Source organism: Polaromonas sp. CF318, from assembly GCF_000282655.1.
GTDB lineage: Bacteria > Pseudomonadota > Gammaproteobacteria > Burkholderiales > Burkholderiaceae_C > Polaromonas.
In genome coordinates, this window is sequence record NZ_AKIV01000135.1 from 50,518 (window position 1) to 66,746 (window position 16,229).

13 protein-coding genes are annotated in these 16,229 nt (G+C 67.5%); 4 read left to right on the forward strand and 9 right to left on the reverse strand.

Going from position 1 to position 16,229, the window contains the following annotated elements; all coding sequences use genetic code 11:
• Positions 1-29 precede the first annotated feature (29 nt).
• The 6 genes from gsiB to PMI15_RS20220 form a co-directional block, all read right to left on the reverse strand.
• Positions 30-1,577, reverse strand: a complete 1,548-nt coding sequence (gene gsiB / locus PMI15_RS20195; protein WP_007873756.1) for a glutathione ABC transporter substrate-binding protein GsiB — start codon at positions 1,575-1,577, stop codon at positions 30-32.
• Between the two features lie 94 nt (positions 1,578-1,671).
• Positions 1,672-3,531 carry a dipeptide ABC transporter ATP-binding protein gene (locus PMI15_RS20200; protein ID WP_007873758.1) on the reverse strand — a complete coding sequence of 620 codons (1,860 nt, stop codon included), beginning with the start codon at positions 3,529-3,531 and terminating at the stop codon, positions 1,672-1,674.
• The gene (locus PMI15_RS20205) at positions 3,528-4,484 is read right to left on the reverse strand and encodes an isoaspartyl peptidase/L-asparaginase family protein (protein ID WP_007873760.1); all 957 of its coding nucleotides are present in this window, start codon (positions 4,482-4,484) and stop codon (positions 3,528-3,530) included. The genes PMI15_RS20200 and PMI15_RS20205 overlap by 4 nt, the downstream gene beginning before the upstream one ends.
• A gap of 44 nt (positions 4,485-4,528) precedes the next feature.
• On the reverse strand, positions 4,529-5,488 hold the full coding sequence (locus tag PMI15_RS20210) for a MurR/RpiR family transcriptional regulator (protein ID WP_007873762.1): 960 nt from the start codon (positions 5,486-5,488) through the stop codon (positions 4,529-4,531).
• A 173-nt stretch (positions 5,489-5,661) separates the two neighbouring features.
• Positions 5,662-5,955 (reverse strand): hypothetical protein, encoded by a 294-nt coding sequence (locus PMI15_RS20215; protein ID WP_007873763.1) that lies wholly within the window; start codon positions 5,953-5,955, stop codon positions 5,662-5,664.
• Between the two features lie 94 nt (positions 5,956-6,049).
• Positions 6,050-6,625, reverse strand: a complete 576-nt coding sequence (locus tag PMI15_RS20220) for a flavodoxin family protein (protein ID WP_007873765.1) — start codon at positions 6,623-6,625, stop codon at positions 6,050-6,052.
• Positions 6,626-6,712: 87 nt separating this feature from the next.
• On the opposite strand from PMI15_RS20220, the gene PMI15_RS20225 reads away from it, so the two are divergent.
• Entirely contained in the window at positions 6,713-7,135 is a 423-nt protein-coding gene (locus tag PMI15_RS20225) for a VOC family protein (RefSeq protein ID WP_007873767.1), read from the forward strand.
• A 9-nt stretch (positions 7,136-7,144) separates the two neighbouring features.
• On the opposite strand, the gene PMI15_RS20230 is transcribed toward PMI15_RS20225, so the two are convergent.
• Together PMI15_RS20230 and PMI15_RS20235 are read right to left on the reverse strand one after the other, a co-directional pair.
• Entirely contained in the window at positions 7,145-7,780 is a 636-nt protein-coding gene (locus tag PMI15_RS20230) for a LysE family translocator (RefSeq protein ID WP_007873769.1), read from the reverse strand.
• Positions 7,781-7,792: 12 nt separating this feature from the next.
• On the reverse strand, positions 7,793-8,314 hold the full coding sequence (locus tag PMI15_RS20235; protein ID WP_007873770.1) for a hypothetical protein: 522 nt from the start codon (positions 8,312-8,314) through the stop codon (positions 7,793-7,795).
• Between the two features lie 113 nt (positions 8,315-8,427).
• On the opposite strand from PMI15_RS20235, the gene PMI15_RS20240 reads away from it, so the two are divergent.
• Positions 8,428-9,378: a YafY family protein gene (locus PMI15_RS20240; RefSeq protein WP_007873773.1), complete on the forward strand. Its 951-nt coding sequence runs from the start codon at positions 8,428-8,430 to the stop codon at positions 9,376-9,378.
• A gap of 7 nt (positions 9,379-9,385) precedes the next feature.
• Here PMI15_RS20240 and PMI15_RS20245 read toward each other — a convergent pair whose 3' ends face one another.
• Positions 9,386-10,735 carry a D-amino acid dehydrogenase gene (locus tag PMI15_RS20245; RefSeq protein ID WP_007873775.1) on the reverse strand — a complete coding sequence of 450 codons (1,350 nt, stop codon included), beginning with the start codon at positions 10,733-10,735 and terminating at the stop codon, positions 9,386-9,388.
• A gap of 169 nt (positions 10,736-10,904) precedes the next feature.
• On the opposite strand from PMI15_RS20245, the gene PMI15_RS20250 reads away from it, so the two are divergent.
• Positions 10,905-11,849: a LysR family transcriptional regulator ArgP gene (locus PMI15_RS20250; protein ID WP_007873778.1), complete on the forward strand. Its 945-nt coding sequence runs from the start codon at positions 10,905-10,907 to the stop codon at positions 11,847-11,849.
• A 213-nt stretch (positions 11,850-12,062) separates the two neighbouring features.
• Positions 12,063-16,127 carry a PAS domain S-box protein gene (locus PMI15_RS20255; RefSeq protein WP_007873780.1) on the forward strand — a complete coding sequence of 1,355 codons (4,065 nt, stop codon included), beginning with the start codon at positions 12,063-12,065 and terminating at the stop codon, positions 16,125-16,127.
• The last annotated feature ends 102 nt before the right edge of the window (positions 16,128-16,229 follow it).

A 16,229-nucleotide genomic window follows, 5' to 3' on the forward strand; every position in this document is an offset into this window, starting at 1 on the left:
GTTTTGTCAGGAGGCGGTCGCGACCGGGATTACTTGAGTTCGACTTCGTCGAAGTTGAAGCTGCCGTCCGGGATCACGTAAAAGCCGGCCAGGTTGCGCGCGCGCACCGACAGCAGCCGTTCGGTCACGAGGAAGGCCCAGGGTGCGTCCTTCCAGATGCGCTGCTGGGCGTCGGTGTACAGCTTGGCTTTTTCCGCGCCGCTGGTGGTGACCAGCGCCTTGGCGATGTCGGCGTCCACTTCAGCGTTCTTGTAGTAGGCGGTGTTGAACATCTTGGGCGGCAGGGACTCGGAGGCCAGCAGCGGGCGCAGCGCCCAGTCGGCCTCGCCGGTGGACGAGGACCAGCCCACGTAGTACATGCGCACCGGCGCCGTCGCGGGATCCTGCGCGCTTTCCACGCGCTCCACGCGCTGGCCGGCCTCCAGCGCCTGCACCTGCACCTTGATGCCGACCTGGGCCAGCTGCTGCTGCACGAACTGGATCACCTTCTGCGCCGTGGTGTAGTTGTAGGCCGACCACAAGGTGCTTTCAAAACCGTTGGGATAGCCGGCTTCCTTCAACAGCTCGCGCGCCTTGGCCGGGTTGTAGGGCCAGGGGCCCAGCTTGGCGGCGTATTCCACGCCGTGGGGCACCACGCCTTCGGCGGGAATCGCGTAGCCCGAGAAGGCCACCTTGACCAGGGCCTCCTTGTTGATCGCGTAGTTGATGGCTTCACGCACCTTCGGGTTGTCGAAGGGCTTTTGCAGCGTGTTCATCGAGAGGTAGCGATGGATGATGGAGGGCGCGCTCGTCACTTCCAGGCTGGGTTTTTTCGACAGGCTTTCCACCGTCTCGGGCGGCATCGGGAAGGCGAAATGCGCCTCGTTGGTCTGCATCATGGCCGCGCGCGTGTTGTTGTCCACCACCGGGCGCCAGGTGATGCTGTCCACCTTGGGGTAGCCCTTCTTCCAGTAGCCTTCCCACTTGGCGACCTTGAGGTAGTCGGTGGCCTTCCACTCGACAAACTTGAAGGGCCCCGTGCCCACGGGGTTCTGCGCGATGCCCTTGCTGCCGTACTTGGCCAGGGCTGCGGGCGAAATCATCACGCCCGAGGGGTGGGCCAGCGTGTTGATGAAGGGCGAGAAGGGCTCCTTGAGCATCACGCGCACGGTGCTGGCGTCCACCGCTTCGGTCTTGGCGATGTTCTTGTAAAGGTTGTAGCGCTTGAGCTTGTTGTCGGGGTTGGTGACGCGGTCGAAATTGACTTTCACGGCCTCGGCGTTGAAAGGCGTGCCGTCGTGGAACTTGATGCCGGACTTGAGCTTGAAGGTGTAGACCAGCCCGTCCTTGCTCACGGTGTGGCTCTCGGCCAGCACCGGCACCATCTTCATGTCCTTGTCGAAACCGTACAGGCCCTGGTAGAAGGACTTGGCCATGGCTTGCGACAGCGTGTCGTTGGCGTCATACGGGTCGGTGCTGGTGAAATTGGACTGGACGGCAACGACCACGTCCTTGGCGGCAAGGGCCGGCGCGGCAAAGCCCGCCAGGCCGATCAGGCCGGCCAGCGCGGCGGTAAGGGTGGAAAGACGATTCTTCATGACAAAACTCCTTGGGGCGAAATGAGGGGCAAACACGGGAGACGAAAAGAGGAAAAGGGCAATGCGAAAGGCGGGTGGTGGGCAATGACGGGGGTCAATAAGGGCCTCCCACTGAATGCCGCGCGACAAAATGCCCCGGCGCCACCTGGTGCAGCGGCGCCACTTGCGGCGCGTCGCCCACGGCCCGTATGGGGCTGGGAATCTCGTCGGCCATGAGCTCGCGCACGGCGTTGCGGCGCGCCGGGTCGGCAACCGGCACGGCCGCCAGCAGGCGCCGGGTGTAGGCGTGCTGCGGGTTCTCGAACACGGCCCGGCGCGGGCCGATCTCCACGATCTGGCCCAGGTACATCACGGCCACGCGGTGGCTGATGCGCTCGACCACCGCCATGTCGTGCGAGATGAACAGGAAGGCGACGCCGAATTCCTGCTGCAGGTCCAGCATCAGGTTGATGATCTGTGCGCGGATGGACACGTCCAGCGCCGATACCGCCTCGTCGGCGATCACCACCTTGGGGTTGAGCGCCAGTGCCCGTGCAATCGCCACGCGCTGGCGCTGCCCGCCGGAGAACTCGTGCGGGTAGCGATGGGCCGCCTCGGCCGGCAGGCCCACCTTGCCCAGCAGCCAGCGCACGCGCTCCTCGGCCTCCTTGGGCGAGGCGAGCTTGTGGATCAGCATGGGCTCCATGACCGAATAGCCTATGGTCAGCCGCGGATCGAGCGAGGCGAAAGGATCCTGGAACACGAACTGGATATCGCGGCGCAGCGCCTGCAGCGCCCGGCCCTTGAGTGCGGAGATGTCGCGCCCCGCGACCTCGACCTGCCCGCTGTTGAATTCCAGCAGCCGCGCCAGCGAGCGGCCGGTGGTGGATTTTCCGCAACCCGACTCTCCCACCAGGGACAGGGTCTCGCCGGCCTTGAGTTCGAAGCTGAGCTGCTCCACCGCATACACCTGCCGGCGCACGCGCCCGAGCAGGCCGCCCGCCAATGGAAAGCGCGTGACCAGGTCCTGCACCTTGAGCACGGGCGGCAGGTCGTTGCGCACGGTGCTGGCGGCGCTGAGGGCCTGGCCGCTATCCTGCAGCGGCGCGCCCGGCACCGCGAAGCGCGCCGGCAGGTCCTGCCCCTGCATGGCGCCCAGCCGGGGCACCGCCGCCAGCAAGGCCTGGGTGTAGGGCTGCTGCGGCCTGGCAAAAAGGCTGGCGCAGTCGCCTTCTTCCACCTTGTCGCCGCGGTACATCACGAGCACGCGGTCGGCGATTTCGGCCACCACGCCCATGTCGTGGGTGATGAAGATCACCGCCATGGCGAGCTCGCGCTGCAGCTGCTGAATCAGCGCGAGGATCTGCGCCTGGATGGTCACGTCCAGTGCCGTGGTCGGCTCGTCGGCGATCAGCAGCGTGGGCTTGCAGGCCAGCGCCATGGCGATCACCACGCGCTGGCGCATACCCCCCGACAGCTGGTGCGGATGGCGCCCCAGCACGCTTTTGGCTTCCGGGATGCGAACCAGGTCCAGCATGCGCAGCGCCTCGGCCAGCGCCGCCTGGCGCGACAGCCCCTGGTGCAGGCGTATCGATTCCGCGATCTGCTCGCCCACCGTGAACACCGGGTTGAGCGAGGTCATGGGCTCCTGGAACACCATGGCGAGGTCGGCCCCGCGCAGGCTGCGCATCTGCGACTGCGAAGCGCGCGCCAGGTCCAGGCGCTCGCCGTTGCGGCGCGTCAGCCACATGCTGCCGCTGCCCAGACGTCCGCCGCCTTGCTCCACCAGGCGCATCAGGGCCAGCGACGACACCGATTTGCCGGAGCCCGACTCACCCACGATGGCCAGCGTCTCCCCGGCATCCACGTGAAAACCGAGTTTGCGCACCGCGTGCACGGTGCGCTGCTCGTTGGCAAAGCTCACACTGAGGTCGTTGACCTCAATGACGCGTTGGCGGTTGGGCAGGGGGCTCATGCGGCGAATCCCTCGACGGCATCGGCGTAAATGGCGCTCACCGGCGCTTCGCCCACGCGGGCCCAGCCGCGGTACATGCCTTCGGTGTTGAAGGGCAGGCTCAGGTGGCCCTGCGCATCGACGGCGATCAGGCCGCCTCGCCCGCCCAGGGCGGGCAGCACCTTCATGACCACTTCCCGGGCGGCAGCCTCCAGCGGCATGCCGGCATAGGCCATGCGCGCGCAGATGTCGTAGGCCGCCGCGGAGCGTATGAACATTTCGCCCGTGCCGGTGCAGGAAATCGCCGCCGTACGGTTGTCGGCATAGGTGCCGGCGCCTATCAGGGGCGAGTCGCCCACCCGGCCGGCGCGTTTGTTGGTCATGCCGCCGGTGGAGGTGGCGGCGGCCAGGTTGCCTTGCGCATCCAGGGCCACGGCGCCCACGGTGCCGAGCTTGCGGCCTTCGTCCAGGGGCGCGGCGCCGGGCGCGGGTGTGCGGAACACCAATGCCGCGCCGTCGTGGTCCAGCACGGCCGCGTCGGTGGCCAGCGCGCGCCGCAACTGCTCGCGGCGGGCCTCGGTGGAAAAGTAATCGGGCGAGACCATCTCCAGCCCCTGTTCCCTGGCAAAGGCTTCGGCGCCGGCCCCGACCAGCAACACATGGGCGCTGTGCTCCATCACGGCGCGCGCCGCGCGCACCGGGCGGCGCACATGGTTCACGCAGGCCACCGCACCGGCGCGCAGGGTGGCGCCGTCCATCACGGCCGCATCGAGCTCATGGGTTTCGTCGTGGGTGAAGACGGCGCCGTGCCCGGCGTTGAAGAGCGGGCAGTCCTCGAGCAGCTCCACCGCCAGGCTGACCGCGTCCAGCGCGCTGCCGCCGCCGGCCAGCAGCAGCTGTGCGGGCCGCAGGATGGCCTGCAGGGCGGCGTGGTAGGCCGCGTTTTGCTCCGCGCTGATGTGGCTGCGGCTCATGGTGCCGGCGCCGCCGTGGATGGCGATAAGGGGAAGGGGCCGTGTCACTTGGAAACCTTTGGCGATTTGGAGGGGGTGCGGGCTTTGCGGGGTGCGGGCGCCGCGGCGTCGGCATCGGCGCGCAGCCGGCTGGCGTGGCTGCCGTGCAACCAGGGCAGCACCGACTCGGCCAGCTGCGTCGCCGCCTTGAGCGAGTCTTTGGCGCTGTGGGCGACGGCGCTGCACAAGGCCTCGATCAGCGCCAGCACGGTGGCTTCGGAATTGGCGAAATACTGGCTCTCGGTGTGGGCGTAGAGCGCGACGCTGGCCAGCGGCGCCAGCGGCGATGTCACGCGGTCGGTCAGCGCCAGCACGGGCACGCCCGCGTCGTGCGCGCGGCGCGCCAGCAAGATCGTGTCGCTGAAATAGCGCGGGTAGGCGATGGCGATCAGCAGGTCCTCGGGCTTCAGGCGCGCCAGCACGCGCGCGCCGTAAGAGGAGCTCTCCACGCTGGCCAGCAGCTGGACGTTGTCGCAATACGGGTCCAGCGAGCGCTGCAGCAGCCCGCCCAGCCAGCTGCTGCTGCCGAAGCCGGCGATGTAGATGCGCCGTGCCTTCAGGATGGCCGCCACCGCCTGCTCGCAGCTCTGGGCATCCAGCGCTTGCCGTGTCAGCTCAATGTTGTGCTGGCTTTGCGCCAGCGCGGAAGCAAACACGTCGGCCACCGTGGCGGAGTGCTCCAGCTTGTTGCGCAGCTTCTCGACCGGGGCCAGTGTGGCTTCGAAACCCAGCACCAGCGCGGCGCGGAACTGCGGGTAGCCGTCAAATTCCAGCGCCCGCGCGAAGCGGTTGGCGGTGGCCACGGAAACCCCCAGCGTGGCGGCCAGCTCGTCGATGGGCATGGTCGCTGCTTGCAGGGGATGGGCCAGCACATAGTCGGCCATCTGCCGGTGGGAGCGCGTCAGCGTCGGCAGCAAGCGCCCAATACGCTGTGCCATCGAAGGGTTGCCGGGAAATGTCGCCATCAGGGTCGAGAGCCGAATTGAATGTATATAAATTTACAAACTAATTCATCATAACGAAATATTTGATCATTTCCAATTAAATTGAAGCCTGCGATGCGTTGCAGGTTCAGGCGCGGGGTTCAGGAAGGTGCGGCCGGGGACACGGGCAACCGCCGGGGAAAGCGCAACAGGCCCTAGGCCCCGAGCTTTTTGTAGGCGCGGTCCATCTCTACGCTTTTGCTGGTGTCTTTCACGCCGCGCTTCAGGTCGCGCCCCGCCTGCTCGACGACCGGGTTGGGCTTGGCATTCGTCATGTCCACCGCCTGGTCCCGCTCGTGCGGCAGTTCCAGGCTGGACTCGACGGCGCCGTCCTTCAGGGTGTGCTGCTGGCCCGGACGCGAACGTTGTGTACGCGGGTCTTTGCCCGGCATGCCTTTGCTGGAGGCGGGTTGCGGGCGGCTGTTCAGGGGCGTGTTTTTAGGGACCATGGGACGACTCTGCGCGTCCCGCCGCGCCGGCCCTGTCAGCCCGCAAAATCAGGCCCTGTAGGAGAAGGCCACTTGAGGCGGCTTCGCCGAGCCCTCAGGCCGCCAGAAAGCTCGCGGCCTGCGCCAGCGCCGCCGTGTCGGCCTTGACGGCGTCGGGTGGCCCGCCTTTGCCCCACAGCTCGCCGCCGTAGTTCATGGCCATGAATTGCGCGCACAGGCGGATGGAGTCGACCATGGGCTGCGCCTTGGCGCGGTCGCCGCTGGTGGTGATGAGCCACAGCGTTTTTTTCGCCATCTCTTCCTTGAAGGGCAGGCCGGGCACGCGCATCCAGGCGCTCCAGTGGTCCAGGTAGATCTTCAGCGGCGCCGGGATGCTGTACCAGTAGACCGGGGCCACGAACACGATGTCGGTGGCGGCCAGGGTTGCGTCCAGCAGGGTCTTCATGTCGCCCTCGGGCATGGGGTATTGGCCCGTGGTGTGGCGCTGGTCCACAAACAGCGGCATTTTCATGCGCGACAAATGGTGCCAGGCCTGGGGCGTGCCGGCCGGCAGCGCCGCGGCGGCCTGCCGGGCCAGCCATTCGGTGTTGCCCAGTGCGCCGGGTTCGCGCGTGGAGGTGGCCAGGAAGAGGAATTGGGAGGCGGGGGAGGCGGCATTCATGGCGGCCATGGTAGCGGCAGCCGCGAGCCCTTGCCGCTGTGGGGTTTGGGCCCGCGTGCCAGAATCACGCACCGATTCACTGGAGCCGCCCTCGCCATGATCCGTATTCGCGACATCGACCACATCGTCCTGCGGGTCAGCGACCTCATGGGCATGCTGCGCTTTTACCAGCAGGTGCTGGGCTGCAGCCTGGAGCGCCGGCAGGACGCCATCGGCCTGGTGCAGCTGCGCGCCGGGCGCTCGCTGGTGGACCTGGTGCCGGTGGACGGCCCGCTGGGCAAGGCCGGCGGCGCGGCGCCGGGCAAGGAGGGCCGCAATGTCGACCATGTCTGCTTTCGCGTGGAGCCCTTTGATGCCGAGGCCTTGCGCCGCCACCTGGCGGCCCATGGCGTCGAGGCGGGCGAGGTGGAATCGCGTTATGGCGCCGAGGGCGAGGGGCCTTCGATCTACCTCAATGACCCGGAAGGCAACACCGTGGAACTCAAGGGCCCGCCCTGGCCCGAGGGCGGCAAGCCTTAGAGCGGCTTCCTAAAACTGCCGCCAGCCCTGCCAGGCCGTGAAGCCGGCGCACACGATCAGCACGGCGCCCACGGCCCGCGCCATCACCACGCCGGCGCCCGGCCGGTCGGCCAGCCACTGGCGCGCGCCGGCGGCAGCCAATGCCAGCGAGCCATACACACCGGTCTGGGTCAGCGCGATGATCAGGCCCAGCGCCAGCGCCTGTATCCACAGCGAGCCGTATTCCAGCCGCAGGAACTGCGGAAAAATCGCCAGCATGAACAAATAGGCTTTGGGGTTGAGCAGGCAGGTCAGCGCGGCCTGGCGGAAGGTGCGCCACGGCGGGCTTTCCTGCAGCACCGGCAGGCCGCCGAACACCGAACTGCTGCGGGTCAGCGACCAGCCTATCCAGGCGATATAGAGGCTGCCGGCCAGCAGCATCACGTTGACCATGCCGGGCACCAGCTTCAGCACGATGCCCAGCCCCAGCGCACCGGCCACCACGTGGCAGACGCCGCCGGCGACGATACCGCCGACCGCGAACAGGCCGGCGCGGCGCCCGCCGGTCAGCGAGCTGGCCATCACAAAAGCCATGTCCATGCCGGGCAGGATGATGATGCCCAGCACCATCAGGAAAAACAGCCAGAGGTGGGTGAACTGGTCCATGCCGATGCCCTCCTAGCGCATGGCGGAGTAGGCCGGCCGGGCCAGGTCCATGACCCAGTTGGGTTCCCAGTGGCGGCCGCCGTCTTCGGAAAAAGCCTGCTCCCAGCGGGCGCGGGTGGGCGTGATGCCTGACCAGGTAAAGCGCACCCGCACCGGCCGGCCTTCATGGCTGTCATGGCCCTCGAAACGGCCCGTGCCGTCCACAAACGCGCCCGTCACCGGCGGCTGCATCAGGCCGTCGCTGTGGCTGACCCAGTAAAGGCTCCAGAGCCGGGTCTGCGGGCTGAAAAAACGCAGCGACATGCCCAGGGTCTGCTTGCCGTCCACGACGAGGTCGTTCATATTGCCCAGGCCGCCCAGCAGCAGCGCGCCGTCCTGCACGGCCTCAAAACGCTCCCACTCGGTGCAGCCCGCCAGGCGCTTTTTGAGCCGCTTGTTGCTGACCAGCCAGCGCCCTGCGATGAAGTTGAAGTCGTGCCGCCCGTCGTTCAGCAGGGACGGATCCAGGGGTTTGGGCAGGGTAGTGGTGGTCATGGTTTCAAAGCGCTTGTGGCGCCCCGTGATACGTTGGCGATACCTGTGGAAAAACCCAGTTTATGAATGTAATAGGGCTCTTTCAGCCCTAATTGGGCGTTAGACTTTTCGGCATGTATTCCCCGACCACCCGTGTATTGACCGTGCTGGAACTGCTGCAGTCCCATGGGCGCATGAGCGGCGCCGAACTGGCGCGGCGGCTGGAGGTGGACGGCCGCACCTTGCGCCGCTACATCGCCAAGCTGGAGGACCTGGGCATTCCGGTAGTGGCCGAACGCGGCCGCTACGGCTGCTACAGCCTGATCGCCGGCTTCAAGCTGCCGCCCATGATGTTCACCGACGACGAAGCCCTGGCGCTGTCCCTGGGCTTGCTGGCCGCGCGCAGCCTGGGGCTGGCCGAGGCCGCGCCCGCCGCGCAAAGCGCGCAGGCCAAGCTCGAACGCGTGATGCCGCACAACCTGAAAAACCGCGTTCGCGGGCTTGGTGAAACGGTGACGCTGGACCTGCGCCGCGCCGACGCGCCCGGCGACAACACCGCCTTGCTGGCCCTGAGCGCCGCCGCGCACGGCTGGCAGCGCGTGCACATGGCTTACCAGTCGGCCGAGGGCGAGGTCACCGAGCGCGAGTTCGACGCCTACGGCCTGGTGTTTCGCAAGGGCCGCTGGTATGCGGCGGGCTGGTGCCACCTGCGCGGCGCGCTGCGTTCATTCCGGCTGGACCGGGTGCGCGAGGTGCGCGCCCTCAATGTGGTGTTCACGCCGCCGGCCGACTTCGACGCCGTGCAGCACCTGGCGCTGGGCCTGGCGACCATGCCGCGCAGCAACACCGTGCGGCTGCTTCTGCACACCGACCTGCAGACCGCGCAGATGGAGTTGCCCGACAGCGTGGGCGTGTTCCAGCCCAGCGAGGAGGGGGTGCTGCTGCACAGCCAGACCGACCACCTGGGCTGGTTCGCGCGGCAGCTGATGCGTTTGTCTTTTTCCTTCGACGTCCAGGAGCCGGCGGCCTTGCGCGTCGCGCTGCGCGAGCATGCGCAGCGCACCCTGGAGCAGCACGCCGCTTAGGCCGTGATCAGGCGGTCCTGGTTTGCAGGCGGCCGCCGCCGCGGTCCTGCCCGTAAAAACCGAAATCCATGGCCGGCACTTCGCCGCTGATCAGCTCGGCGATGGCCTTGCCCGAGCCCGCGCCGTGCGTCCAGCCCAGCGTGCCATGGCCGGCGTTGACCCAGAGGCGGCCGACCCTGGTCTTGCCGATATAGGGGATGTTGGTGGGCGTCGCGGGGCGCAGGCCGGTCCAGAAGTTCGGCGTGCCGCCTTGCTCTTCCAGGCGGGTATCGCACACGCCCGGCAACACTTCCTCGATGCGATCGGCCAGCATTTTGCAGCGGGCCTTGGCCAGCGGCGTGTCCAGCGAAAGGTCGTAGCCGCCGACCTCAATGGTGCCGGCAACGCGCAGGTGGTCGCCCAGCCGGCTCATCGCGCATTTGACTTCGTCGTCGATGGTGCTGACAAAAGGCGCCAGTTCCGGCTTGAGCAGCTTGAAGGTGGCGCTGTAGCCCTTGCCGGGATAGATGGGCAGGTCGACGCCCACGGTGCGCAGCAGCGGCGCCGTGTGGGAGCCGCAGGCCACGACGATTTCGTCGGCCTTGAGCCGGACCAGCTCTTCGTTCTCACCGCGTATCGTGCGCGGCCGCACGGCGACGGACTCGATGGCGCCGCCGGTTTTCTCCAGCCGCTCTATGTCGTGGCCGTAGAGGAAACGCGCGCCGCGGGCGGCGCAGCGCTGCGCCAGCGCCTGGGTGAAAACGCGGGCGTCGCCGCTTTCGTCGCTGGCGGTGTAGGTGCCGCCCACGATGCGGTGCGCGAAGGATTTGAAGGCCGGCTCTATGGCCAGCAGTTCGGCCGTGCTCACCACGCGTCGCGCCACGCCGTATTTGCGCATCAAGGCCGCGGCCTCGCCGGCCGTGTCAAAGGTCTTCTGGTCGGTGTAGTAGTGCGCGATGCCGCGCTCCAGCCGGTTGTATTCGATGCCGGTGGCGGCCACCACCTCCTTGAGCGCCGCATGGCTGTAGGCGCCCAGGGCCACCAACTGCTGCACGTTGCGCTCGAAGGCGGTGTCGTTGCACTGCGCCAGGAACTGCAGGCCCCAGCGCCACTGCTGCCAGCCTTCGCCGAAAGGCAGCTGCGGGCGGAACAGCAGCGGCGCGTCGTCCCGGAACATCCATTTGAGCGCCTTCAGCGGCGCGTCCTTGTTGGCCCAGGGCTCGCAATAGCTGACGGAAATCTGCGCCGCGTTGCCGAAACTGGTTTCCATCGCCGCGTCGGGCTGGCGGTCCACCACCGTGACCTCGTGGCCGCGTTCCAGCAGATGCCAGGCGGTGCTCACGCCGATGATGCCGGCCCCTAAAACTACAACTTTCATCACGAACCCCTTTGCAACATTCCAGTGTGAAGGATGTTGCTTTCAATTAATAGAAAAATTAAACTCTCAGTGAAAACATCAGAACAGCTAATAAAGCTAAAAAGCGCCGGTAGCTGGCACAACTAGCACAACTGGTAGAGCAAATAGACAACGGAAGAGGGGATGCGGGATGAGTACTTTTGACCCTGATGCACTCGAATGCCTGGCGGCGATTGTGGAAGAAGGCGGTTTTGAGCGCGCGGCCCAGCGCCTGTCCATCACCCAGTCGGCGGTGTCGCAGCGCCTGCGGGCCCTGGAGGCCCAGGTCGGCACCGTGCTGATCGTGCGCAGCCGGCCGCTCAAGCCCACCTCGGCCGGCCAGCTGTTGCTTAAACACACCAAAATGCTGCGCCTTCTGCGCGCCGACCTCGAGCGCGACCTCAAGGAGCTGGCGCCCAGTTCGCTGGGCGGCGCGCGCGAGGAAGAACGCATTTCCATCGCCATCAACGCCGACAGCATCGCCACCTGGGCCTTGCCGGCGCTGACCGAGCTGGTGCAGCAGGGCCTGCCCATGGAAATCATCCACGACGACCAGAATTTCACCCATGAATGGCTGCGCGAAGGCCAGGTGCTGGGCTGCGTGACCACGCTCAAGCAGGCGCTGCGCGGCTGCAAGGTGGAGCCGCTGGGCGCGATGCAGTACATCGCGGTGGCCGCGCCGGCTTTCGCGCAGGGCCGGCTCGGCCAGCGTGACGGCGGCGGCGACAGGCCTGCCGCGCCCCTGCTCACGCAATACAACTTCCGCGAAGTGCCTTTTATCGCCTTCAACCGCAAGGACGAATTGCCGGTCGATTTTGTGGGCAAGGCCTTCGGGCTCAAGCGTGTCACCCTGAACCAGCTGTTCGTGCCTTCGTCGGAAGGCATGGTCAGGGCCGTGCTGGCGGGCTGGGGCGTCAGCGTGGTGCCCCGCCTGCTGGCGCAGGGTCTCATAGACCAGGGCCAACTGGTCAATGTGGCGCCCCACTACACGCTGCCCGTTCAGCTGTACTGGCATTGCTGGAACCTGGAATCCGAGGTTCTGGACGCGCTGACGGCCGCGCTCAAGCAGACCGCGGCCCAGTCGTTGGTGCCCTGACGCGCGGCCGGCCGGTTCAGGCCGGAGCAAACCCTTGGTATTCAATTTACCGCTGCCAGGGGAGGCATAGCCCTGTAGGACAAGGCCGGGGATAGAGACTTATGGCCTCAGTTCGGGGACTATTCCCATTTACAAAAGCCCGGGGGGTAAGCACACTGCAAAAGCCACGCGGGGCAGGCTGCTGCGTGGCGTGAAAGGCATAAGGTAATCCGAATGCTGGGATGGCTGGGACTGCGTACCCGTCTGGTAATGCTGGTGCTGCTCGCGCTGCTCCCCGTCTTCGGCCTGCTTGTCTACTCCGCGGAACAAAGCCACCGGGCCGCGCTGCGGCTGGCACGGTCCGACCTGCTGTCGGACGTGCTGGTGCTCTCGACGCGCACGCAACGCACCATCGACCTGGTCCACGAGCTGCTGGGCGGCATCGCCAGCGGGCCGCACATCAAGAACCCCGTGCCCGGCCTGTGCGACCAGCACCTGAAAAACCTGCATGCCGAGCATCCCGAGTTCACCAACATAGGCCTGGCCGCAACCGACGGCAAGTTGCTGTGCGACGCGCTGGGCCAGGCCAAAAACCTGCGCGCCGATGACCGGCCCTACTTTCAACAAGCCATGGCGGGCCAGCGCTTCGCGGTGGGCCGTTATGCCGTTGGCCGCGCCAGCGGGCGTCCCGGCATAGGCTTCGCGGTGCCCGTGCGCAACGAGGCCGGAAAAGTCAGCGGCGTGGCCTTCGCGGTGCTGGGCCTGCCCGCCCTGGCGGAGTCACTGGCGGAGGTGTCCTCCCTGCCGGGCGCGCGCCTGGCCGTGCTGGACCGGGACGGCACGGTGCTGGCCATATCCCCGCCGGCGCCGTCCTGGCTGGGCCAGCCGCATCCGGACCCCGTCGTGCAACAAGCCGTGCGGGAGCGCCGGCAAGGCGTGCAGCAGGCGGCGGACGCGCAGGGTATGCAACGGGTCTATGCCGCGGCGCCCGTACCGGGGGGCGGGCGCGAGGGACTGTTTGTCGCGATCAGCACGCCGGAAGCGGCAATCGCGGCTTCCGGCCACGAAGACCTGGCGATTGAGCTGCTGGCGCTGCTCGCCGTCGCCCTGTTCGGCGGGGCCTGCGCATGGTGGCTGGGCAACCGGCTCATCGTCAACCCCGCCAAGGCCATCCTGAAAGAGGCCAACGAGGTGGCGCGGGGCAATCTGGAAGCGCGTGTCAGGCTGGGCCCGCTGTACCAGGGCGAACTTGGCGAGATCGGGCACACCTTCAACCGCATGGCCGAATCGCTGCAGGCGCGGCAGCGCGAGCTCGATGCCATGCTGGAACGCGTGGACAAGGAACGCGCCCTGCTGGACCTCATCCTCAACAGCATGAACGAGGGTGTGATCGCCGCGGACACCGAGGGCCGTTTCCTGCTGTTCAACGCCACGGCGCGCGCGCTGTTCAACGGGGCGCCGCCTCCCGGCATGCGGGTCGAGGACTGGCGCCGCGATCACCAACTGCTGATGCTGGACGGCAAGACGGCCTATCCCACCTCGGAGCGGCCCCTGTCGCAGGCCGCGCGCGGCATCACCATCGACAACTGGGATGTGGTGTTTCGCCGGGCCGGCGCGGAAGACCGGGTGCTGCGCCTGAGCACCCGGCCGCTGCGCGATGCAGCCGGCGAGATGAAGGGCGGCGTCACCGTGTTCAACGACATCACCGCCCTGAAGGCGGCGGAAAACTTCGCCCACGCGCAGGAGCAGGTGCTGGCGCTGATCGCCGGCGGCGCGCCCCTGGTGCAATCGCTGGAGGCCGTCGTGCGCCTGATCGAAGACAGCTCGCCGGACAGCCTGTGCTCCATCCTGCTGACCGAAGACGGGAAGCTGCACCTGGGCGCCGCGCCCAGCCTGCCTGATCGCTACAACCAGGCGATCGAAGGCCTGCCCATCGGCGAGGGTGTCGGCGCCTGCGGCACCGCCGCCTTTCGCAACCACCTGGTGGTGGTGGAAGACACGCAGAGCGACCCGCTGATGCAGGATTACCGCGAGCTGATGCGCGAGCACGGGCTGCGGGCCTGCTGGTCCATGCCGGTGGTGTCGACCGACGGCGAGGTGCTCGCGACATTTGCGATCTACCGCGCCTACCCCTGCAGGCCCCAGCCCGCGGAACTCGAGCTGATCAACATCGCGGCGCGGCTGGCCGGCATCGCGCTGGCGCGCGCGCGCGCCGAGGCGGCGCTGGTCAGCAGCGAGGCGCGTTTTCGCGAACTCGCGGAAAACATCCACGACGTTTTCTACAACGTGGACCCGCGCACCGGCCGCCTGCTGTATGTCAGCCCCGGCTACGAAAGGGTCTGGGGCCGCAGCCGCGAGAGCCTTTATGCCGACCCACTCTCGTACGCCGATGCCGCGCTGCCGGAGGACCGGCATCTGCTCAAAGAGGCCCGAAAGCGCAACCGCACCGGCCAGGCCTCAGACATCGAGTACCGCATCCTGTCCGGCGATGGCAAGACACTGTGGATACGCGACCACGCCTACCCGGTCATGAGCGCGTCGGGCGAGCTGGAGCGCGTGGTGGGCACGGCACGCGACATCACCGACCGCAAGCTGGCCGACCTGACGCTGGCCAGCACCAACCGGGCCTTGCAGATGCTGAGCCGCTCCAGCGTCGCCATCAACCGCATGGACGAGGAAGCGGGGCTGCTGGCCGAGGTGTGCCGCGTGGCCGTCGACGTGGGCGGCTACCGCATGGCCTGGGTGGGCTATGCGCAGGATGACGCGGAGCGCGCCATCCTGCCCATGGCCCATGCCGGCGACGAAAATGGCTATCTCGCAGCGATCCGCCTGAGCTGGCGCGACGACGACGCCACCGGCCGGGGTCCGGCGGGCCAGGCCGTGCGCAGCGGGCAAGCCCAGCAGACCGGCGACATCAGCCGGGCCGACAACAAGTTTTACTGGCATGCCCATGCGCTGGAGCGCGGTTTCCTCAGCGCGATCTGCCTGCCGCTGCGCGATGGGCCCCGCAGCTTTGGCGTGCTGTGCCTGTATTCGGGCGAGGCGCAGCTATTCAGCGCCGATGAAATCAAGCTGCTGCAGGAGCTTGCCGACAACCTGGCCTTCGGCATCGTCAGCCTGCGCGCTCGCCTGGAGCGCCAGCGCAGCCAGGAGGCCGAGCGGCAAGCCGTCATCAAGGTGCGCGAGCAGGCCTCCTTGCTGGACCGGGCGCAGGACGCCATCATGGTCCGCAACCTGGACCGGACCATACGCTTCTGGAACAAGGGCGCCGAGCGGCTCTATGGCTGGACCGCCGAGGAAGTGCTGGGCAAGACCATGGACACGCTCATGTACCCCGACCCGCAGGTGCTTCTGGACAGCATGGCCAAGACCCTGGCCAACGACGGCGACTGGAGCGGCGAGCTCGAGCAGCGCGCGCGTGACGGCTCGCCGGTGAGCATCGAGGCGCGCTGGACGGTAGTGCGCGACGAGCAGGGCAAGGTCAACGGGGTGCTGGGCATCAACACCAATATCCGTGAACGCAAGCGCGCGCGCGAGGAAATCCTGCGCCTCAATGCCAGCCTCGAGGAGCGGGTGCAGCAGCGCACCGCCCAGCTTGAATTCGCCAACAAGGAGATGGAGGCTTTCTCCTACTCGGTGTCGCACGACCTGCGCAGCCCGCTGAGCGCGGTGGACGGCTTCAGTGACCTGCTCGAGCGGACCATGGCCAAGGCCGAAAACACCCCTTTGACCGAGCGCAGCCGGCATTACCTGGCGCGCATACGCGCGGGTGTTTCACAAATGGGCGAGCTGATCGACGCCATGCTCGCGCTGGCGCAGGTGTCGCGCTCCAGCCTGCGCTGGGAGCGCGTCGACCTGAGCGCGCTCGCCGAGAGCCTGCTGGCCGGCTACCGTGAGCGCGAGCCCGGCCGCGACGCGCGGCTGCATGTCGAGCCCGGCGTCGCGGGGCCGGGCGACCCCAGGCTGCTCAAGCAGGTGCTCGACAACCTGCTGGGCAACGCCTGGAAATTCAGCGCCAGGCAGGCCTGCACGGAGATCAGTTTCGGCCGCGAAACCGGCGAGGCCGGCGAGACGGTGTACTTCGTGCGGGACCAGGGAGCGGGTTTTGACATGGCCTATGCCGAGAAGCTGTTCGGCGCCTTCCAGCGCCTGCACACACCGTCGGAATTTTCCGGCACCGGCGTCGGCCTGGCCACGGTGCACCGCATCATTGCGCGGCACGGCGGCAAGGTGTGGGCCAAATCCGAGCCGGGGAAGGGTGCGACTTTCTATTTCACCCTGGGCCCGGAACGTGTGTAGCACCCCTGTCCAGGCTCACTTCGTGTAGCCCGTTCCCCCTCAAGGGGGCGGCGCCTGCGGTCTGGCGCAGCCAGTCCCGCGGCCCCTGCTGGTATTGAACAG